This is a genomic window from Pediococcus ethanolidurans, from assembly GCF_001437405.1.
GTDB classification, from domain to species: domain Bacteria; phylum Bacillota; class Bacilli; order Lactobacillales; family Lactobacillaceae; genus Pediococcus; species Pediococcus ethanolidurans.
Genome location: NZ_JQBY01000019.1, coordinates 1 through 21,789 on the forward strand (window position 1 = coordinate 1; position 21,789 = coordinate 21,789).

Below are 21,789 nucleotides of genomic sequence, written 5' to 3' on the forward strand. Positions count from 1 at the left end.
CAAGTGTTCTTCTTGGCTTCAAATCGTGCCCGCTATTACACGTAAGGGTTAGTTTTCGTTCCGAAAACTTTAATGTTTCATACGATGTCGATTCTTGTGGCAAAAATCAGCCGCAAGAACTCGCACCCCATTCCAGACCGGGTGAGCCGCAGGACGGCATTTTAATCTAATTTTGTTACAAAAAACGCTTTTATATCAGGTAACGAGATGTGTTTTGGACTTTCAACCTTTAGTTATAAGATAAGTTAAAAAATTTATGATTAGCTACTGCGAATTTATTCGGGTGGCTTTTTATGTATAATTAGGAAATCAAACGCATTAAGAAGTAGTTTATCACTAGGATGTGAAGGCATATGCGAACGCAAACAAAAGTAAATTTAGTACAAGGGTTAGTTGGCGCCATTTTGTTATTGCTGCTCTACATTAGGATTAATAATTATTATCAGCTGACTCGTAGATGGGTCACAACATATACAAATCAATTACGATTCTATATTAGTTCGTTATGGATTCTGGCAGTATTAATGATTATCATCATGATAGTGTTCTTTGTTTATTCTGATCGGTCTCAAATTCAAAAAAATCTTGTGTTGACTCTTGCACTGCTAGTTGTAGGTGCTGGAGTTGTTTTTCAATTTTTGAATCAACCAAATTATACACGGGAACACGTTACACCAATTCCACTTTCAGCAAACCAAGTTATTCAAAAGATCTATAAATCAAAATATAGTTCATATGAGGATGGATTTTATTTTTATAATCCTGACAGTAAGCAGTACAAACAAATAAAAAAAGAAGTTCGGCGATATTCATTAAGTAGTCAAACTGACCTTTATAGTGTGAATATGAAAATGTTACATGATAAATTAGGTGAAAAGCGATATAAACAGTTACTTAAAAAAGTAGGCATCAAAAGTAACAATGCAATAATTTTCACCTATCGAGATGATGGTGTGAACCGGGTTAAAACATTTAATCGACTAGAAGATCGGCAAGTTCTTTTACGATTTGTTCATTATTTAAATGGTGATGAAACTGTGAACTTTTATTAAACTGAAAGTACCTAATTACACTTAATAACCTAATATAAAAATATTGGCAGTAGTAAAATTTCTTTTGAATTACGTCTTTCAGCAGATCCAGACTGGTACTTAGGGCAAGCTCTTTTTTTGACACGCACCCAGCTGGTGAACCGAAGAGTGACAGTCAAACTGCTTTTAGTGATTTAAATTAACTAGAGTCACCTTTGTACTTTCGATTTTTGCACCAGTATATATAAAAAGACCCAAAACACTGAATTAGCAATGTTTTGAGTCTTTTTATGATGATATGATAGCCCGCACGGGGTTCGAACCCGTAGCTCCGCCTTGAGAGGGCGACGTCTTAAACCAATTTGACCAGCGGGCAAAATTAGTACTGTTCTAATTTATCGTATTTGAGCCGCAAAGTCAACACCCTAGCCCGCAATTACTATTTTTTCATTTCTAAAATAGTTAAATAAACAAAGGTAATAAAAAGATACAGCCAGTACACAAATATTGCAATTAAAATAAAGGGGATAAATGAGTAATTCAGAATGTTTTCACTAACTAAACATAGGATGGCAATTACTGCCCAAACGACCAATTTTTCTTTTGTATCTGCTAGAACAGCCTTAAGATCGTGTCTATTCATAGGCTAGCTCAAGCATATAAACTTTTTTATCAAGAATATGGGCAGTGGTTACCCAAACTTCGTGATAACTTTTCATAGGTTTTTTGGTTAAGCTGTTGAAATAATCCATCAAAACGTTATATTTATCGACGAATTCATCAGATAGACGATCAACGAGTAAAGTCTCGTTTGGAAAATAAATTTCAGGATTGGCAACTTGAAGACGATCACTAAATTTTAACTGAACCACGTTAGTGTAACCTAATGTATTAATTTCAGCTCGATCAGGGTGTTTTTGAATCTGTGATAGAATGTTATAGATTGAATCTGAATTAGTAGCCATATTTTCACCTCGCAACAGTTCTATTGTAGCAAAAAGCAGAGTACTTGTCAGTTTCTAAGACGAGTTAAGTTAAAACGTGTGTTGACAGTTTTAAAGAAACACGGTAATATTATATAGGTAAATTTAATGGGCATTCGCCAAATGGTAAGGCCACGGACTCTGAATCCGTAATTTACTGGTTCGATCCCAGTATGCCCAATAATTGGTTAGAAAAAGACCATCATATCAACATTATGTTGACTATGATGGCCTTTTTAATTTAGTTAAAAGGATTATCCTTATTCAAAGGTGGACGAATATAGCCGGTGACAATTCCCATTTCACGCTTTGTTTTAGAGTCTAGTTTTTCTGGATCTGCGTCTGGTTTTACATACTTAAAAACAGCTTGTAAAGATTGGGTAGTCCGGCGATTGGCTAAATAAGAATCACTAATCACTTGTGATATACCAACTGCAATTTTTGTGTAATCTTCACCTGCTTTTAGCTGTTCTGTGGCCTTAGAAAGTGCCTTTTGTACTTTTGGTAATGACATAACTTCAGAATCAGTGGATGCTTTACTAATTAAATTATAGAGCTCTTGATATTTTTTATTCATAATACTCCCCCATATAGTAGAATCCTTATTTCTTGATAACGCTTTTATTATACGCCTTTCGGAATAAGATGACAAGAAGTGGTTATATAAACATATCGGTATTGCTGTTAGAATTAGTTCCAGTATGGTAGAAAAAAGGTGCTGCAAGTGATGGCTCTTTTAATATTAATATGATTTACCTAACGTCTTCCTTTAGACAAATTTGAATGTTAGTATAAGTCTAATTAAAAAGCGTTATTTGTGTCTTTTGCTAAAAATAAAAAATTTCAAAGAAGTTGATAACGTGACAACCATTGGATTCTTTTCACCGTCGACACCAATCACAGCAACCAGTCCTCAAAGGTTTAAACGCGCGCTTACTTTTCTTCAAAATAAGGGAATTAAGTTAGTTGCTGGAAACTTGACTGGTAAGCAGGACGGCTATCGCGCGGGTTCTATTCAAGCACGTGTAGCAGAGTTGAATGCATTAATTCAAAATCCACAAGTTGAAGTGATCATGGCGACAATTGGGGGTACCAATTCGAATGCACTTTTGCCTTATATTGATTATGAAACGCTTAAAAAGCATCCCAAGACTTTTGTTGGTTACTCTGATATGACGGCCATTCTTCTTGCCATCAAAATACGGGTTCCGGCCTGTCGAGTTTTGTATGGACCAGCTCTTGTAGCTTCATTTGGTGAATTTGAGCCGCTGGTATCACAAACTTGGCAAAATTTCATACATGTTTTGCAAACGCCTAATGGTGGAGCGGTAACTATTCAAGCACCAAAGCAATGGACAGATGAAGTTCTTAATTGGAATGAATTTACTCGTCCTAAAACATTACGTGACAATCAGTGGGTATACACAAGAACTACCCAGTTAAGTGGTCGCATTATGGGCGGTAATTTAAATACGATGTATGGTTTTATCAATTCGCCATATTTTCCTAAATTTTCCCATCATGATTTGCTGTTTATTGAAGATGCCGAAAAAGATGCGGCGACGGTTGAAAAGAATTTTGCCATGTTAAAAAATGCTGGAATTTTTTATCAAGTTAAAGGTATTATTCTAGGCAAACATGCCGTTTTTGATGATTGCGACACTGGTAGAAAACCACTTGATATTTTACAGGAGGTTTTGGACGATAATCATCTACCGATTATTGCTGATTATGTTAGTTGCCATACTGTTCCGATGATTACCACGCCCATTGGCAGTATGGCTTCGTTTGATGCCCAAAAGATGCAGGTCACATTTTCTAATTTTTAAATAAAAGCCACATATCATATAAAGGATGAATGCCTATGTTGAAGAAACCCAAAGCCCTAACCCCAAATAGTAAAATCGCGATTGTCAGTCTGTCTAGCGGCATTCTTGGCGAAAGTTTTGCTGATCATCAGTTACAATTAGGGATTAAACGTTTAAAAGAAGTGGAATTGGTGCCAATGTTAATGCCCAATGCTTTGAAAGGATTAACCTATTTAGCCCACCATCCACAGGCTCGGGCTGATGATTTGAAGACGGCCTTTGCCGATCCAGAAATTAAGGGGATTGTTTGCGCAATTGGTGGCGATGATACTTACCGGTTATTGCCTTATCTCTTAGAGGATGAAACATTTATTCATAATGTCCAGGCTTCTCCCAAGTTGTTTACTGGTTTTTCGGATACCACAATCAATCATCTGATGTTTTATCAATTAGGGATGCAGAGCTTTTATGGTCCCAATTTTCTAAATGATTTAGCGGAATTGGACCAAGAAATGCTACCTTACACAAAACATACTTTTATGAATTATTTTAGGAATGAAGCAACAACTTCAATTAAATCTAGTCCCGTTTGGTATGAAGAACGTGAAGATTTTTCACCAGCTGCTGTTGGAACCAAACGTGTTCAGCATGTTGAACAAAAAGGGTATGAGGTACTAAGAGGATCTGGGCAAGTTACTGGTAGATTACTGGGTGGCTGTCTTGATAGTTTGTATGACATTTTGTCAGGCACACGGTACCCAGATGAAAAAGGCGTTGCAGAAAAGTATCATTTATTTCCTAGTTTGGATGAGTGGCAAGATAAAATTTTGTTTATTGAAACAAGTGAGGAGAAGCCCGCGCCAGAGCTTTATAAAAAAATGTTACTTGCGTTAGATGCCGAGGGTATTTTTTCCGCTATTTCAGCAATCATTGTTGGCAAACCACAAGCAGAGGCTTTTTACGATGAGTATAACCGGATGTTACTTGCAGTTACCAAAAAATATAATTTGCCAATTTTGACAAATGTCAATTTTGGTCATGCTTATCCAAGAACTGCCCTTCCATATGGTGGGAAGATGCAAATCGATTTTGATCGAAAGTCATTGACACTTACGGAACCGATATTTGCGCAGGAAGAAACATTAAATAGATAACACAAAAAGTTGGTAGCTAACGGTAAAATGTTAGTTAGCAACTCTTTTTGTAAAAAACTAACTTTTTGCAACTTTTTGAACCAATCCAACCACTAATAAGTGAAAGGGGGTAAGTCACGTGAAGAATGTTAAATCTCGGATGGTTAAACGTGCGATTCATGGCGATCAACAGGCTTTTGCACAACTGATTTTAGCACAAACAGAATATTTAACGCGAACTGGATATTTATATTTATCGCGAGAAGTGGACGTACAAGATGCAATCAGTGAAACGACCTTAATTGCATTTCGCTCAATTGGTCAACTACAGAAACCAGAATTATTTCGAACTTGGTTAACTAAAATTTTGATTCGGCAGTGTTACAAGCGTTACGAAGAAAAAGCATATGAAGAATATGATGTCACAAAGCTCGCAAAATTGCCAAGCAGTTTAGTTGGTGCAACGGTTGATGAGAAACTGGATCTTTTGGGGGGATTAAAACAACTGAATAATCAGTATCGACAAGTACTACTTATGTTTTACTATCATGGATTATCTATTCACGAAATTAGCGATATCACGCAAATACCAGAGAATACCGTAAAATCTCATTTAAAACGCGGCAAAGCCCAGTTAAAAGAGTGGTTAGGAGGAGACTATTTTGAAGAATGAAAAGTTTTCGCAACTTGTTGACCAACTTAGTGCAGCTCAAAGAATAGATTCAGCAAAAACAAAGGCAACGATTGAACAAGTTTTGACAACTTCAGGAGTTCACATAAAACAGCGCCATCACCGTGTTATTTGGACTTTTGTAAGTTTAGTAGCAGCCATTTGTGTATTGACGCTCAGTGGAATGACTATTACTCCAGTGAATCATGTTATGGCACAAGCGCCAATTATTGGTAACTTTTTTGCCAAGTTCGATGATGACTTAGGTACCATTGTCGAAACAAATGGAAAATCACAGAAGCTGAATGTGACACGAACCTCAAGTGGAATGAAAGTAGTTTTAAATAGTGCTTATGTACAAGGTAAAGAAGTTGCCATTACAGGAACTGTTGATGGACTGGACAAACCTAAGGATGATTGGTTTGATTTTTACTTAGGTCGAAATGGCGTTAAATTTTCGCAAGATAGTATGGATATGACAAAAATTGCGAACGGACGTTATCGATTTTATTTAAATGGACAAATTAAAGGTGCCGTTCCGAAAAATACGATTAATTTTCCAATCGTGTTTACAAGTTTCAAAGGGAACTTTGGCCGCTGGGCGTTTAATTTACATTTAACTCCAAGCAAAGTATCCTCAAGAAAATTGAACGGAAAACTAACTGTTGCTAATGGAGATGTGAAATTAAAGCTTCTTGGAATTGATGAATATGCAGGTGGAACCGGATTACTGAAAATTCAACAGACTAAAAAGTTTGCAAAAGATGAATTTACAATATTTAATGTCAATGTCAATGTCAATAACAGCAAACAGAATTATTTACTTGCAAATTATGATCCGATTATTATTAGTGGCAGTGGTAAACAACAAGTGGTTGGTTATCGCGTTAAGAAAATGCCGAAGAATATTAAAAAAATTAAAATCGAACCTAGCTTAGATAAGATAGAAACCTCTCAACGAACGACATTGAGTTCTTTACCATTAACAATACGTGCTAAAAGAACTTCAGAAGTTTTCAAGTTCAAAAAAGCAAGTTTAAAGAGTGGTAAATTAACCTTACGTTACTATTTGACAGGTACCGGTTCTACAGATCATCAACTTATTTCACATAATGGTAATGCATTGGCGGCCATAAATATTATGGCAAAGACCTACCATGATAATGGAAATGACAGTGTTTTTGGGAATGATTACTTGGATCAAGGAAACCATCGTTTAATAAACACCAAAACTCACGAATTTGAGTCAACTTATGATCTATCACAAAAATCAGGATTAAAAAAACTCAAACTAAGTCAGTTACAACTACAGATTGATTATGAGGGATTACATGCTGTGCCAAAAATGAAACAACAAATTATTCAAGTTAAATAAAGGTAAGTTGTCTAAAATGACGGTAAACCAGTGCTAACACATGCTGGTTTATCGTTATTTTTAGTTTTAGTCATTAAATTATATAGAGCTACTATGTAGTTTATTTTTGTCTTGCAAATGCATAGATTAAGCGTATAATCATCAATTATGACAGTGTGTCATTTTTGAGGAGGAAGAAATGCCAAAAGCAACGTTCTTTAATTTAAATGAGGCCAAAAAGGCGCGACTGATGCGTGCCGCTCAACATGAGTTTTCACGTGCACCGTTACCCGAAGTTTCGGTCAGTGCAATTGTTGCCGACGCTCAGATTCCACGTGGTAGCTTTTATCAGTACTTCGAAGATAAGGAAGATTTATACTTTTATTATTTGGGTACATTAGTGAACAACATGGAGCAGCATCTTTTAAACCTAATTAAGGAAACCAAAGGTGATTTGTTTGTTTCCATGAGTCGCTTTTTTGATTATGCGGTTGAAGAAGTAATTGAAGGTCCTAATGCCGATATATTTAAAAACGATGTGGCGACTAATTTCCAACATGCACAGAATTCCAATCGCTTCGGTAAAGACCGTGCTAATTATCCATTTTTTAAAGCAATGCGTGATACGGAGGATGAAATTAATCAATCCGTTGATCAAACAAAACTGCGAGTGACAAATAGCGTGGAATTAAAAGAGTTACAACGACTTATTTTTATGGTGTTGGTACATACAATTGGTCATTATTTTCATTCTCAAAAAACAGATTCACCAGAAAACCTGGCCGACGTCAAAGCAGAATTTTCTATGACGTTGGACTGGCTTGCAAATGGCGCACTAAAATCAAAAAAGGAGCTTGGTTAAATGCTTAAATTATCACGTAAATACTTAGCCTGGTGGGCAGTAGGAATCGGTACCGTATTTTTAATCGTGCAAGTTATGTGTGATTTATGGTTACCCAATATTACTTCGGACATCATCAATAATGGTGTTGCTAAAAGTGATATTTCTTATATTTGGAATTCAGGTTATAAAATGCTGGCAATTTCATTTCTTGGAGTTTTAGCTTCTGGAGTGAATGTTTATTTTGCCGCCACACAATCACAACGAATGGGTAGTAAAATTCGTGATGCACTTTTTAAAAAGGTTTCTTTTTTGTCTAATCACGAGTTTGAACAATTTGGGGATGCATCCCTGATTACCCGAACCACAAATGATGTTATTCAAATTCAAAATGTCATGGTTATGATTTTACGAATGATGCTGCAATCGCCAATCATGTTGGTAGGAGCGGGATTTATGGCTTATAGTAAACAGCCTGAATTAACGGCAGTTTTCTTGGTTTCTTTGCCAGTCTTAGCTGTTTTTGTAGGAATCATCATGTATTTTGCGGTACCTTTATTTCAAGGTATGCAGAAAAAAATTGATCGAATTAACTTGGTTTTCCGTGAAGGATTAACTGGTGTTCGTGTTATTCGTGCTTTTAATCGGGATAAGTTTGAACAAGATCGTTTTGAAGGTGCCAACAAAGATTATACGAGTACAGCAATTAAAGTCTTTACAATTGTTTCCTTTATGTTTCCAATTATGACTTTGATAATGAGTGGAACTAACATGGGAATCATTTGGTACGGTGCAAAATTGATTTCTAACCAAACAATGCAGGTTGGTAATTTAGTTGCCTTTATGACCTATGCAGCACAAATCTTAATGAGTTTTATGATGCTTTCAATGGTTTTTGTTTTTATTCCGCGAGCATCTGCTTCTGCAAAACGAATTAATGAAGTTATTGAAATGAAAAACAGTGTTAAGGATCCAGTTCAACCAGTAGCAACCGATAATGCCTCAAAAACAGCTTCTCTGGAATTTAATCAAGTAAATTTCCGTTATAAAGGGGCTGAGCGATTAGCTATTGATGATGCTAATTTTAAAGCAACTGCTGGACAAACGGTGGCGATTATCGGGGGAACTGGTTCAGGTAAATCAACATTGGTTAGCTTAATTCCAAGGTTCTTTGATCCTGAAAAAGGAAAAATTCTGATTAATGGTACCGATGTGAAATCAATGAGTCAAAAAGATGTGCATGATCAAGTTTCCTTAGCACAACAAAAGTCAGTTCTTTTCAAAGGAACGATTCGTGAGAACATGAAATATGGTAATCCGGATGCGACCGATGATCAGATTTGGCGTGCTATGGAAATTGCGCAGGCTACTGAATTTATTCATAAAGATGAAGATGGACTTGATGCTTGGGTTGAACAAAATGGGGATAATTTCTCTGGCGGTCAAAAGCAACGTTTAACGATTGCGCGAACTTTGGTTAAACAAGCACCAATTTATGTCTTTGATGACTCGTTCTCTGCACTTGATTTTAAGACTGATGCGCAATTACGTCATTCATTGCGTGAGGATCCTCAGATTCAAAAGAGTGTAGTTGTTATTGTCGCTCAACGAATTGCGACCGTTGCTGATGCAGATTTAATTCTGGTTATTGATGGTGGTAAAATTGTTGGTCAAGGTACTCATCAAGAGTTAAAAGCCAATAATGAAACTTATCGTGAAATCATTGACTCACAAATCAAGAAGGGAGATCAGGCAAATGGCTAAAAATAGTGAAAAGAAGCCCCAACGTACCGGTGGTCACAGTGGCCACGGTATGGGCATGGGGATGCCAGTTGAAAAACCGCAACATTTCTGGAAAACAACTTGGCGTTTGCTGCGTTATCTTTCTCCTTGGATGGTTTTAGTTGGTCTAGTTTTAATTCTGGCAGCTGCCTCAGTTATTTTACAAATCAGAGCACCCAAAGTTTTAGGTGAAGCCACCACTCAGATTTTTGCGGGTGTAATGAAGGGTTCCGCACAAATGAAAGCTGGAATTGGCTTACACACGTTGCCCATTAACTTTACAAAGATTGTTCATATTTTAACAACTGTTGGTATTTTATACGGATTGTCTGCTTTGTTTAGTTTCGCACAACAAGCTGTCATGACGCAGGTTTCACAGCGAGCAGTTTTTCAAATGCGTAAAGATTTTAAAGCTAAATTACAACGCGTACCAGTTTCTTATTATGATACACACTCTAACGGTGATGTTATGAGTCGGATGTCCAATGATATGGATAACATTTCTGGAACTTTGCAGCAAAGTTTAACGCAGTTGGTTACCAGCGTGCTCCAATTTGTTGGTGTTTTGTACATGATGTTAACAATTAGTTGGAAACTGACTCTAATTGCTGTTTTGACTGTACCTCTCAGTTTAATCGTGGTCGCTTTTGTGGCACCTAAGTCACAGAAATTCTTTGCTGGACAACAAAAGCATTTAGGTTTATTAAACGATCAAGTTGAAGAAACTTATGCTGGACATACAGTTATTAAGAGTTTTAACCATGAAGATAAAGCAATTCAAGATTTTAAAAAGGAAAATGATAAGTATTTAAGTTATGCTTGGAAGGCACAATTTGTTTCCGGCTTGATTATGCCATTAATGAACTTTATTAAAAACTTGGGTTATGTTTTCGTTGCCGTTGTTGGTGGAATCGAAGTTGCTCATGGACAGATCACTTTAGGTAATGTCCAAGCCTTCCTTCAATATACCCAACAATTTTCACAGCCAATTACGCAGATTGCTAATTTAACGAATACAATTCAGATGACAATTGCTTCTGCAGAACGAATTTTTGCAGTTTTAGATGAACCAGAAATGGAAGAAACTCATGTGGAAATTCCAGATATGAAGAATCCAGATGCTGAAGTTATCTTTGACCATGTTGATTTTCGTTATGTAGAAGATACACCACTTATTCAAGACTTTAACTTGAAAGTTAATTCTGGTGAAATGGTTGCGATTGTGGGTCCAACTGGTGCGGGGAAAACTACGATCATTAACTTGCTTGAACGCTTCTATGACATTAAGGATGGATCGATCAAGTTAGACGGTGTTGATACTCGTAATTTAAGTCGGGCTAAGTTGCGTTCTGATTTTGCGATGGTTTTGCAGGATACATGGTTGTTTACCGGCACAATTCGTGAAAACATTAAGTATGGACGTGAAAGTGCGACCGATGAAGACATGGTGCAATCAGCTAAAGCAGCCCATGCTGATACCTTCATCCGTCAGCTCCCAGATGGGTACGACACAGTTCTAAACGAAGCTGCAAGCAATATTTCACAGGGACAACGCCAATTATTGACTATTGCACGAGCTTTCTTAGCTGATCCCAAGGTATTGATTTTGGATGAAGCGACGAGTTCTGTTGATACGCGGACAGAAGTTTTGATTCAGCATGCGATGAATAAATTGTTAAAGAATCGGACTAGTTTTGTTGTTGCGCATCGATTGTCAACAATTCGGAATGCACAAAATATTGTTGTGGTTAATCATGGTCAAATTGTCGAAACGGGTAATCATGATAGTTTGATGGCTCAAAATGGTTTCTATGCTGACTTGTACAACAGTCAGTTCTCTGGTAATGAAGTGATCTAAAAATTAGATTTTAAATTAAAAATACCACTATTCGCAGTTTGTCTCTTAATAAAGTGAGACAATTAATGAGTAGTGGTATTTTTAGTTTAATGATTAGGAGCAATATAAGATGAATGATCAATATTCAAATATAGAAAAACAAATAAAAAAAATGGTCGCGCAAAAAATTGTGCCAGGAGTTTCTTATGCCATTATTGATCATGAAAAGATCATAAAAAAAGTTTTAGGAAAAGCGGAAATTAAACCACAATCACGTTTGTTACGTCCAAAGATGACCTATGATGTGGCTTCCTTAACTAAGGTTGTGGGAACTGAAATAGTGATCAGCCAACTTGTGGAAGCAGGAAAACTCTCTTATGATCAACAAGTAGTGACTATTTTACCTAATTTTTTTGATTCAAGAATTACCATTCGTCATTTACTGACCCATACTTCAGGAATCACGGGTTATATTCCGCACCGAAATGAATTAAGTACGACAGCATTACTCAAGGCCTTGTTTACACTTGAAATTGGTCCTGACTTCAATCAAAAAGTGGTTTATTCCGATTTGAATTATATCTTTCTTGGATTAATTGTTGAACGTATTTTACACACGCCGGTTCAAGCTGCTATTACGGAGCACGTGTTAAAGCCCTTAAACTTGTTTCATTCTGAATTTGATCCGGATCCTCTAAGTTGCGTACCAACAGAGTGGAGTGATCAAGGTGGCCTTATTCAAGGAACGGTACATGATCCTAAGGCCCAGATTCTGGGTGCACATTGTGGTTCCGCTGGTCTTTTTTCGACGCTCGATGATCTAACTAAGTTTGTGAATTGGTTACTTCATCCAGAAATGAACACAACCGTTTTAAAGAGTGAAACTGTAAAACAGTTATTTAAAAATCAAACGGCTAATCCTAAGTTAATACGATCATTTGGGTGGGGATTGATTGAACAAGTTGATGATGGTAATGGCCACTGGGTATTAAAACATAGCGGGTTTACAGGCACCATGCTATTAGTAGATGCGACACGTCAACAAGGACTTATTTTTTTATCTAATCGTGTGCATCCTACCGCTGATAATCAAATTTATTTTAGTTATCGGCAGGCTGTTATTGATGCGTTTTTGCAAACAGATAAAAACTAATTTGAGTTAATGAGAAGAATAGCATGAAGTAATTTGAAATTAAAAATTTGTATATACATTTCCAAGCTGAATACTGAAAGCGCTTCGGTTTTATGGTAAACTATTCGTGTAGTAGTGGAATAAAGTTTTGTCTGACAAAATTGCTGAATTGTAGGAGCAGTTTTGCGTACGAAAAAGATATAAAAGATGAGGAGAGATAGTTTTGAGTGAACCGTTATTCTTGGCACCAGTATTTCATGAGAAAATCTGGGGTGGCAATAAATTAGCAACTGAGTTTGGATATAAAATACCTAGTGATAAAACCGGAGAATGTTGGGCAATTTCTGCTCATCCGCATGGTCCGGCTTCTGTGATTAATGGACCTTATAAGGGATTAACCTTGGATCAGGTTTGGACACAGCATCGTGAGGCTTTTGGTAACGCGAAGGGCGATGTTTTCCCACTGTTAACCAAAATCCTAGATGCGAACGATGATTTGTCGGTTCAGGTTCATCCTAATGATGCTTATGCAGCAGAGCATGAGCATGAATTGGGTAAAACTGAGTGCTGGTATGTGATCTCAGCAGAGCCAGGAGCAGAATTATATTATGGTCATAATGCGAAGACACGTGAAGAATTAGCAGATTGGATTAACCACGGAGAGTGGGATAAACTATTCCGACGTGTACCGGTTAAGGCTGGCGACTTTTACTATGTACCAAGTGGCATGATTCATGCTTTGGGTAAAGGTATCATGGTGCTTGAAACACAACAAAGTAGTGACACGACATACCGTTTGTATGATTTTGATCGAGTTGATAAGAAAACTGGTCAGAAACGTGAGTTGCATTTGAAACAATCTATTGATGTGACCACAGTGCCGCACCAGGATCCCAAGTTAAATATTGAAAAATCAAAGGTTGGTGATGCGGAAGTCACAACTTACGTAAAACCACCAGTTTCACCACATTTCTCAGTTTATCAATGGGCATTAAAAAATGGTACCGCAACTTTCAAACGGAGCACAGCACCTTATACGTTGGTTTCCGTTTTGAAGGGTGAAGGTAAGATTGAAGTTGATGGAAAGAGTTATGACATCAAGAAGGGTGTTCATTTTATCTTGCCATATCAGGTTAAAGAATGGACTTTGACAGGCGACTTACAGATTATTGCAAGTGAACCTGGAGAAGCATAAACTCAATAAAAAAAACGGTTAGCTTTGAATAATTCATTCATTGCTAACCGTTTTTTACTTAGAAAGTTTCGGGAATTTTTAATGCTTTTTGTTTAGTTAAATTGGCCTTTGGATATTTGCGTTCCAAAGCAGTAATTAAAAGTTTTTTTGCCAAAGAGCCATTACGAGTCAAAATGGGGCCATGAAAATAAGAGCCGTAAACATTTTTATAGATAACGCCTTCTGTTTTATCTTGGCCGTTATTGCCGTGACCACTTTCAACAATCCCGAGTGGCTTTTCGCCTTTGCCTAAATAGGTCATACCATTATGATTCTCAAACCCGTGGTATTCTTCTTGGGTTTGCTTATTTTTAATTATAATATCACCGATAAAGCGATTGTGATCTTGACTAAGCGTGTAATGATCTAAGGCACCGATCCCCGGAATCTTTTCGCCATCAGCGCCAATGTAATAATGGCCTAAAAGTTGATAACCACCACAAATGGCCAGCATTGGACCGCCTTCATTGATGTATTTGGTCAATTCTTCTTTTTTTGAGGGGATGTCTTTTGAAACAATTAATTGTTCATAATCCTGACCACCACCGAAGAATGCTAAATCAAAGTCCGTTGCTTTGAAATCATCGTCAATACTAATTACTTTTACGTTAAGTTGGGTATCCATTTGCTTGCCATAATATTTAAGTGCGAGTAAGTTGCCGTTATCACCATAGGTATTGAGCAGATTTCCGTAGAGATGAGCAACATTTAAGGAATATTTCAATTAAATTCCCTCCTTAATATAACCATCATCGGCTAATTGTTTGCGTAATTGTAACATCGCTGTGTAAGTTGCAAAAACATAAATGCGTTTTGTAGGTAAATCTTTAAATTTATTGATAGCAACATGTAAGTCTGGTTCCACGATTAACTTCTCATCTGGGACGCCAGCGACTTTCAAACGAAATGTAATATCTTTGTAGCGTTCGCCACCGGTCATGAATTGTTGAATATTCATTTTAGGTAGTTTTTCAAATTCACCATCCCAAATCCAACTGGTATCAATACCGTCAGCGTAATTTGCGTTTAATAAGCCAACCAATGAAAATGGTTCGGTTTCGGTTCCAACCATATCAATGACCTGATTTAAGCCAACCGGATTTTTGACTAGGACAATGGTTACTTCCTTGTCACCAACTTGAATTTGTTCTTGTCGGCCAAAAACGCGTTCATCTGGATCATTTAGAGCAGTTGCAATTTTATCGTCTTCAACGCCCATAAATTTACCAACAGCGTATGCAGCTAAAGCATTGTAAACATTATACAGGCCACCAATATGCAAATTAAAAGTAGTCTTATCAATTGTAAAAGTAGAAGTTGCAGGGGTTAATTGATCAACACTAGTTAATTGATAATTAAGGCTGGGACGTTTAAAGCCACAGTTAGGACAGAAATATTTGCCTAAGTTGCTGTAAACAATGAATTTGTAGTGCAAGACGTGCTGACAAACAGGACATAAAATACCATCTGTGTTAACGTCAGCAGTTGTATCATGGTCTGCCTGGTTATTAAATCCATAATATTGAATCGGATTGGGTAATTTTTTCGAGTTAAAAATGGAAGCATCACCGTTTGCTATGACGGTTGCTTCAGGAGCTAAAGCAATACCGTCTAAGATCTTTTGGTAAGTTGTATAAATTTCGCCGTAACGATCCATTTGATCACGAAAAATGTTTGTTAAAACAAATGCTAACGGTTTAATATATTTAGTCACCATAATAACGTTTGCTTCATCAACTTCTAAAACGGCGATTTGTCGTCCATTTTTGGATTTTTTAGCTGTTAAAAAAGTTGTCACAATTCCCTGTTCCATATTGGAGCCGCTTGGATTAGTAAGTACATGATCAAACTTTTGATTTAAGACTTTTACTGTTAGTGCTGTCGTCAATGTTTTTCCGTTGGTTCCGGTGATGACGATCACATCGTAATTTTTTCCCAAGACTTTTAAAATGTCAGGATCAATTTTTGTGGTTAATTTTCCGGGAAGAGAACTTCCACCATTTCGAAATTTATGCAAAAACCAGTAGGCTGATTTTCCAGTCGTAATTGCAAGTGTGCTTTTGAGTGACATGAGACTCCTCCATTAAGTTGTTAAAAGGCTGGAAAAACATCTTTTTTTCTAGCCATAATGTTTATATCTTGTAGCTTTATGTGCCACGTGCTAAATCCTAAAAGTTAATTTTAAGCCCTATGACACAAAAAAGAAAGTTATCAGAAAAAAAGAATGTCTTAAGATTATTTCGTTTTTATTCAGAGATGAAATTTTTCTGGTTATCGGCTATACTAAATAGGAAGTAAAAACAAAGGGAGAAACTACTTTGGCACAGTTATTTTTTCACTATGGCGCAATGAATAGTGGTAAATCGATTGAAATTTTAAAGGTTGCTCATAATTATGAAGAACAGCATAAATCTGTTATTTTAATGACTAGCGGCATTGACACAAGAAAGAGTGTTGGTGAAATTGCTAGTCGGATTGGATTGCATAGAACAGCTGAGCCTGTTTTTGACAAAACAGATATTTATCAGCGCGTTTCGGAACTGAATCCCGATGCGGCTTGTGTATTAATTGATGAGGCTCAGTTTTTAAAAAAGCATCATATTATTGAACTTGCAAAAATTGTGGATGATTTAAATATTCCAGTGATGACTTTTGGTCTTAAAAATGATTTTCGTAATGAATTATTTGAAGGTTCTAAATACCTACTAATCTATGCGGATAAGATTGAAGAAATGAAGACCATTTGTTGGTTCTGCAAACACAAAGCAATTATGAATTTACGATTTGCAAACGGTAAACCAGTCTATGAAGGAGAACAGGTTCAAATTGGTGGCAACGAAGCTTATTATCCAGTTTGTCGTCGTCATTATATGAATCCTCCTTTGGATGAAATGAGGAAAGATAGTTAATGAATGATTTTATTGATAAATTACAGGCAGTAGCTGATCGCTATGATGAGTTGAATGAACTTTTAGCTGATCCTGATGTAATTTCTGATTCACAGAAATTTACAGAACTGTCTAAAGAAGAAGCAAGTATTCGTGAAACAGTTGCTAAATTTCATGAATACAAAAAAGTTATTGGCCAAATTGCTGATGACGAAGAAATGCAACGTGAAAAACTTGATCCGGAAATGGATGAGTTAGTTAAATCCGAGCTTAGTACGTTAAAAAAACAACGTGATGACCTTGAGGAGCAAATTAAGGTTTTAATGTTACCAACGGACCCTAATGATGATAAAAACATTATTATGGAGATCCATGGTGCAGCTGGTGGGGATGAAGCTAGTTTGTTTGCCGCAGATCTTTTCAACATGTATTCTCGTTATGCTGAGAATCAAGGATGGAAAGTTCAAGTTGTTGATGAAAATGCAACTGAAGTGGGTGGTTTCAAAGAAATTGTGTTGATGATTTCTGGAGATCGTGTTTATTCCAAACTTAAGTATGAAAATGGTGCTCACCGAGTTCAACGTGTTCCTGTGACCGAGTCAGCAGGACGAGTGCATACCTCCACAGCAACAGTTGGTGTCATGCCTGAAGCTGAGGATGTGGATATTGATATTGATCCAAAAGATATCAGAACTGACGTCTATCGTTCATCTGGTGCCGGTGGTCAGCATATTAATAAAACTTCGTCTGCGGTTCGAATGACGCATTTACCAACCGGTATTGTAGTGGCGATGCAAGATGAACGTTCACAGCAGCAAAACCGTGTCAAAGCCATGCAGATTTTAAAGGCGCGTGTTTACGATTACTACCAAACGCGTGAACAGGATGCCTATGATGCAGAGCGGAAGAGTGCGGTTGGAACGGGCGATCGTTCTGAACGAATTCGTACTTATAATTATCCACAAAATCGCGTAACTGATCATCGGATTGGATTAAGTTTAAATAAACTGGATCGAATTATGAATGGAGAGTTAGATGAAATTATTGATGCTTTGATTTTAGACGATCAAGCAAAAAAGATGGAGCAACTTCGTAATGAATAACCCCACCTATTTAGAGGCCCTTAAGTGGGCTTTTTTGTATCTAAGACCCATTGACCAGGAAGGCATCGACGAAAGTGGCGCCAAGTTATTACTGGCTAACATGATGAATTGGAATAATACACAACTGATTTTGCATTATCGCGATTCAATGAAGTTAAGTGATTGGTTGACCTATCAAAAAAATATTCATCAGTATGCTAAGGGCGTTCCTGCTCAATATGTGACTAATCAAGCGACATTTTATGGTAACAATTTATTTGTAGATGAAAGAGTGTTGATTCCTCGTTTTGAAACGGAAGAGTTGGTTGAATGGGTACTTAAAGATAACGATGAGACCCACCGTACAGTTTTAGATATAGGCACTGGATCAGGAGCAATTGCGATTGCCTTAAAAAAACAGCGACCAAACTGGCAAATCACGGGGTCAGATATTTCTAAAGCTGCTTTGCAAGTTGCTCAAAAAAATGTTAACTTACAAAAAATTGAAGTTGCTTTGATTCAAAGTGATTTATTTGAAAATTTAGGTAATCAAAAGTTTGATATTATTGTGTCTAATCCGCCATATATCGCAGAATCAGAGAAAACTGTGATGGATCAGAGTGTCATTCAGTATGAACCCAATCAGGCGTTGTTTGCAAAAGAACAGGGTTTAGCGATTTATCGACAACTCAGTCAACAAGTGAAGGAGCATCTTACCGTTCACGGGCGACTATACTGTGAATTTGGCTATCATCAAAAACAGGCATTAGAAAATTTATTTCAGGATACAAGTAGTAATTATCAGGTAGAGTTTAAAAAAGACGTCACTAATCATGATCGCATGATGCGGGTAACGTTGAATAACGAGAGGAAGGTTTAATTTGGAAACAGAAATATATCATGCAGACACAGTAAAGGAAGCCGCCAAGAAAATACAGGCTGGCCAGCTGATTTCTTTTCCCACAGAAACGGTATATGGTTTAGGTGCGGATGCCACCAATGAAACAGCTGTTAAACAAGTTTATTTGGCTAAAGGTCGACCAAGCGATAATCCACTGATTGTGCACGTAGCTGATATTAAAACGGTGGAAAAATATGCTCAACCTTTATCCGCCAAAACTCGTTTATTAATGAAGACTTTTTGGCCGGGACCATTGACAATTATTTTGAAATTAAAACCCAATGCATTCTCAAAGAGTGTAACGGGGGGATTAGCAACCGCAGCTTTTCGAAATCCACGAAATGAAGTTACCCTTGATTTAATTCGCCAAGCGGGAGTTCCAATTGTGGGACCATCTGCCAATACTTCTGGCAAACCCAGTCCTACCGAAGCTAAACATGTTTATCATGATTTACAAGGAAAAATTGCGGGCATCTTAGATGATGGACCTACTCAAATTGGCGTGGAGTCTACCGTTATTGACATGTCAGGTGACGTACCCAGTATTTTACGACCAGGAGCAGTGAGTGAAGAAAAGCTTACCGAAATTATTGGCACGGTTCAGTCTGACCATCATAAGGTGGGTAAAGATGAAGTTCCTAAGGCCCCAGGAATGAAATATAAACATTATGCACCAAATGCACAAGTTTTGATTGTGCAAGATGGCCAGTGGCAAGATGCTTTAAACTGGGCAGCAAAACAAACCGGACCAGTGGGCGTGATGACAACTAAAAAAGTAAAAACAGCTAATCAGTTGCCTGAAAATGGCGAGTGGTTCTCATTGGGCGATGACATTCATTCTGCTAGTCATAATTTATTTGCGGGTTTGCGCCATTTTGACACAGAAAGCTCGGTGGCATATATTTTGGCGCAAGGTTTTGATAAAATAGGTTTAGGCGAAGCGTATATGAATCGTCTGGAAAAATCAGCAGGGCAACAATACTTTCAAACACCTAACAAATAGGAGGCGTTTTTTATGGATTATAAAAAAGCAGACCCTGAATTATGGGATGCCATTGCTGGCGAACAAAATCGTCAACAACACAATATTGAATTGATTGCATCTGAAAATATTGTGTCAAAAGCAGTTAGAGCCGCACAAGGTTCCGTTTTAACCAATAAGTATGCAGAAGGGTATCCGGGCAAACGTTATTACGGTGGCTGTTATTATATTGATCAGGTGGAACAATTAGCTATTGATCGTGCCAAAAAGTTGTTTGGTGCCGAATATGCAAACGTTCAACCTCATTCTGGTTCGCAGGCTAATGCAGCAGCATATGCCGCGTTTATCAAACCAGAAGATAAAATTTTAGGTATGGATTTGAATGCCGGTGGTCATTTAACGCATGGTGCTAAGGTTAGTTTTAGTGGTAAATTTTATCGATCGGCTAGTTATGGAATCGATCTAAAAACGGAACGCTTAAATTACGATGATATTCGCAAAATTGCGATTGCAGAGAAACCACAAATCATTGTGGCTGGCGCCTCTGCTTATAGTCGAGTTATTGACTGGCAGGCCTTTAGAAAAATTGCCGATGAAGTTGGGGCATATCTAATGGTGGATATGGCACATATTGCTGGTTTGGTGGCTACTGGTTTACATCCATCTCCAGTAGGAATTGCTGACGTGGTTACCACAACAACTCACAAAACTTTGCGGGGCCCTCGTGGTGGCATGATTCTTTCTCAAGAAAAATATGCAAAAAAAATCAATTCCGCTGTTTTCCCAACGACACAAGGAGGACCTTTGGAGCATGTGATTGCTGCCAAGGCAGTTGCTTTTGGTGAAGCCTTGAAACCAGAATTTAAGACTTACATGAAGCAAGTCAAAGCAAATGCTGACAAAATGGCAACTACCTTTGATGATTCAGAGTTAGTTCGTGTTGTGTCTGGTGGTACAGATAATCATTTAATGACTTTAGATCTCACTAAAACTGAAATGAATGGTCAGGAAGTCCAAGATTTATTAGATTCGATTTATATTACGGCTAATAAAGAAGCTATTCCAAATGAAAAACGTAGTCCCTTTAAAACAAGTGGGTTACGAATTGGCACACCGGCAATTACAACCCGCGGTTTTAATGAAGCAGATTGTGAAAAAGTTGCCCAAATTATTTTAGCAGCTTTGAAAAATCATAATTCACCAGAAAAATTAGCCGAACTTAAACAAGAAGTATTTGCTTTAACTGCAAAACATCCAATTGAAGTAAATTAATTGAATTTACCCTAGTTTTTTTGCGCCAAGTTAGCTACAATTGATAGAGATATTGAAGGGAGAGTGTAATTTATGGGTAAGTTCCAAGTTCTTGACCATCCGTTGATTCAACACAAGTTGACAATTATTAGAGATAAAAATTGTGGGACAAAAGTATTTAGAGAAGTTGTTAATGAAATCTCAGAACTAATGGCTTACGAGGTTTCGCGTGATATGCCGTTAGAGGATGTTAAAGTTGAGACACCAATTGGTTGGACAACCAAAAAAACACTTTCGGGTAAAAAAGTAGCTATTGTGCCAATTCTTCGGGCTGGACTGGGCATGGTTGATGGCATGCTTGAATTAATTCCAGCAGCTAAGGTCGGTCATATCGGTATGTACCGAGATGAAGAGACCTTAAAACCTGTTGAATATTTTGTTAAATTACCAAGTGACATTAGTGAACGCCAAATATTTGTCGTTGATCCAATGTTGGCAACTGGTGGTTCAGCAATTATGGCCATGGATGCTTTGAAGAAGCGTGGCGCAAAAGATTTGCGATTAGTGTGTTTGGTAGCTGCTCCTCAAGGCGTAAAAGCCTTACAAGAGGCTCATCCTGATGTTGATATTTATACAGCAGCTTTGGATGAAAAGTTAAATGAAGACGGTTATATCGTTCCTGGACTAGGGGATGCTGGTGATCGTTTGTTTGGTACAAAATAGTTCCAAGTGAACTTATTTTCAAAAAGAAGAGTAAAAAATGGGCATGTTGTTTATTTAAACAGATGTCGATTTTTTTGCTTCTTTTTTATTTTAATTGATTTATTTTGAACATAAAAACACCACGAATTTAGATGGGGTAAAAATGGAAAGCGCTTTA

21 protein-coding genes and 2 tRNA genes are annotated in these 21,789 nt (G+C 37.3%); 17 read left to right on the forward strand and 6 right to left on the reverse strand.

All coding sequences use genetic code 11. The features are described from left to right. Positions 1-353 precede the first annotated feature (353 nt). Entirely contained in the window at positions 354-1,052 is a 699-nt protein-coding gene (locus IV87_RS08160; protein ID WP_057807228.1) for a hypothetical protein, read from the forward strand. 281 nt (positions 1,053-1,333) lie between these two features. On the opposite strand, the gene IV87_RS08165 is transcribed toward IV87_RS08160, so the two are convergent. From IV87_RS08165 to IV87_RS08175, 3 genes are all read right to left on the reverse strand, one after another. Further along, positions 1,334-1,406: transfer RNA gene (locus tag IV87_RS08165), tRNA-Glu, on the reverse strand. 64 nt (positions 1,407-1,470) lie between these two features. Continuing rightward, positions 1,471-1,674, reverse strand: a complete 204-nt coding sequence (locus IV87_RS08170; protein WP_057807230.1) for a hypothetical protein — start codon at positions 1,672-1,674, stop codon at positions 1,471-1,473. Next, positions 1,667-1,996, reverse strand: coding sequence for a hypothetical protein (locus IV87_RS08175; protein WP_057807232.1), 330 nt, complete (start codon positions 1,994-1,996; stop codon positions 1,667-1,669). Before IV87_RS08175 ends, IV87_RS08170 begins: the two co-directional genes overlap by 8 nt. 127 nt (positions 1,997-2,123) lie before the next feature. On the opposite strand from IV87_RS08175, the gene IV87_RS08180 reads away from it, so the two are divergent. Then, positions 2,124-2,195, forward strand: a tRNA-Gln gene (locus IV87_RS08180). A gap of 60 nt (positions 2,196-2,255) precedes the next feature. Here the strand turns inward: IV87_RS08180 and IV87_RS08185 are convergent. Beyond that, positions 2,256-2,591: a bacteriocin immunity family protein gene (locus IV87_RS08185; RefSeq protein ID WP_057807234.1), complete on the reverse strand. Its 336-nt coding sequence runs from the start codon at positions 2,589-2,591 to the stop codon at positions 2,256-2,258. 283 nt (positions 2,592-2,874) lie between these two features. On the opposite strand from IV87_RS08185, the gene IV87_RS08190 reads away from it, so the two are divergent. The 9 genes from IV87_RS08190 (at position 2,875) to manA (ending at position 13,766) form a co-directional block, all read left to right on the forward strand. Then, a complete protein-coding gene (locus IV87_RS08190) occupies positions 2,875-3,843 on the forward strand; it encodes a S66 family peptidase (protein ID WP_057807237.1) in 969 nt (322 codons plus the stop codon). Between the two features lie 35 nt (positions 3,844-3,878). Next, positions 3,879-4,976, forward strand: coding sequence for a S66 family peptidase (locus IV87_RS08195; protein WP_371862116.1), 1,098 nt, complete (start codon positions 3,879-3,881; stop codon positions 4,974-4,976). Positions 4,977-5,094: 118 nt separating this feature from the next. After that, positions 5,095-5,628: a sigma-70 family RNA polymerase sigma factor gene (locus IV87_RS08200; RefSeq protein WP_057807239.1), complete on the forward strand. Its 534-nt coding sequence runs from the start codon at positions 5,095-5,097 to the stop codon at positions 5,626-5,628. Further along, positions 5,618-7,000, forward strand: a complete 1,383-nt coding sequence (locus IV87_RS08205) for a DUF4179 domain-containing protein (RefSeq protein WP_057807241.1) — start codon at positions 5,618-5,620, stop codon at positions 6,998-7,000. The genes IV87_RS08200 and IV87_RS08205 overlap by 11 nt, the downstream gene beginning before the upstream one ends. Before the next feature lie 178 nt (positions 7,001-7,178). Continuing rightward, the gene (locus tag IV87_RS08210; RefSeq protein ID WP_057807243.1) at positions 7,179-7,841 is read left to right on the forward strand and encodes a TetR/AcrR family transcriptional regulator; all 663 of its coding nucleotides are present in this window, start codon (positions 7,179-7,181) and stop codon (positions 7,839-7,841) included. Next, positions 7,842-9,584 (forward strand): ABC transporter ATP-binding protein, encoded by a 1,743-nt coding sequence (locus tag IV87_RS08215; protein ID WP_057807245.1) that lies wholly within the window; start codon positions 7,842-7,844, stop codon positions 9,582-9,584. Next, entirely contained in the window at positions 9,577-11,460 is a 1,884-nt protein-coding gene (locus tag IV87_RS08220; protein WP_057807247.1) for an ABC transporter ATP-binding protein, read from the forward strand. The genes IV87_RS08215 and IV87_RS08220 overlap by 8 nt, the downstream gene beginning before the upstream one ends. A gap of 109 nt (positions 11,461-11,569) precedes the next feature. Beyond that, on the forward strand, positions 11,570-12,592 hold the full coding sequence (locus tag IV87_RS08225; protein ID WP_074693945.1) for a serine hydrolase domain-containing protein: 1,023 nt from the start codon (positions 11,570-11,572) through the stop codon (positions 12,590-12,592). Between the two features lie 202 nt (positions 12,593-12,794). Continuing rightward, entirely contained in the window at positions 12,795-13,766 is a 972-nt protein-coding gene (gene manA, locus IV87_RS08230) for a mannose-6-phosphate isomerase, class I (protein ID WP_057807249.1), read from the forward strand. A 58-nt stretch (positions 13,767-13,824) separates the two neighbouring features. Here the strand turns inward: manA and IV87_RS08235 are convergent, their stop codons facing one another. Together IV87_RS08235 and IV87_RS08240 are read right to left on the reverse strand one after the other, a co-directional pair. Continuing rightward, a complete protein-coding gene (locus IV87_RS08235) occupies positions 13,825-14,529 on the reverse strand; it encodes a type 1 glutamine amidotransferase (protein WP_057807251.1) in 705 nt (234 codons plus the stop codon). Continuing rightward, positions 14,530-15,876 (reverse strand): Mur ligase family protein, encoded by a 1,347-nt coding sequence (locus IV87_RS08240; protein ID WP_057807253.1) that lies wholly within the window; start codon positions 15,874-15,876, stop codon positions 14,530-14,532. Between the two features lie 247 nt (positions 15,877-16,123). Between IV87_RS08240 and IV87_RS08245 the strand changes: the two genes are divergently transcribed. The 6 genes from IV87_RS08245 to upp all read left to right on the forward strand — a co-directional run bounded on the left by IV87_RS08245 (position 16,124) and on the right by upp (position 21,632). Continuing rightward, the gene (locus tag IV87_RS08245; RefSeq protein ID WP_057807255.1) at positions 16,124-16,714 is read left to right on the forward strand and encodes a thymidine kinase; all 591 of its coding nucleotides are present in this window, start codon (positions 16,124-16,126) and stop codon (positions 16,712-16,714) included. After that, on the forward strand, positions 16,714-17,796 hold the full coding sequence (gene prfA, locus IV87_RS08250; protein WP_057807257.1) for a peptide chain release factor 1: 1,083 nt from the start codon (positions 16,714-16,716) through the stop codon (positions 17,794-17,796). The genes IV87_RS08245 and prfA overlap by 1 nt, the downstream gene beginning before the upstream one ends. Further along, a complete protein-coding gene (prmC, locus tag IV87_RS08255) occupies positions 17,789-18,655 on the forward strand; it encodes a peptide chain release factor N(5)-glutamine methyltransferase (RefSeq protein WP_057807258.1) in 867 nt (288 codons plus the stop codon). Before prfA ends, prmC begins: the two co-directional genes overlap by 8 nt. Position 18,656: 1 nt before the next feature. After that, positions 18,657-19,679 carry an L-threonylcarbamoyladenylate synthase gene (locus IV87_RS08260; protein ID WP_057807261.1) on the forward strand — a complete coding sequence of 341 codons (1,023 nt, stop codon included), beginning with the start codon at positions 18,657-18,659 and terminating at the stop codon, positions 19,677-19,679. A gap of 12 nt (positions 19,680-19,691) precedes the next feature. After that, on the forward strand, positions 19,692-20,930 hold the full coding sequence (glyA, locus tag IV87_RS08265) for a serine hydroxymethyltransferase (RefSeq protein WP_057807263.1): 1,239 nt from the start codon (positions 19,692-19,694) through the stop codon (positions 20,928-20,930). 72 nt (positions 20,931-21,002) lie between these two features. Beyond that, on the forward strand, positions 21,003-21,632 hold the full coding sequence (gene upp / locus IV87_RS08270; protein WP_057807265.1) for a uracil phosphoribosyltransferase: 630 nt from the start codon (positions 21,003-21,005) through the stop codon (positions 21,630-21,632). Positions 21,633-21,789 lie beyond the last annotated feature (157 nt).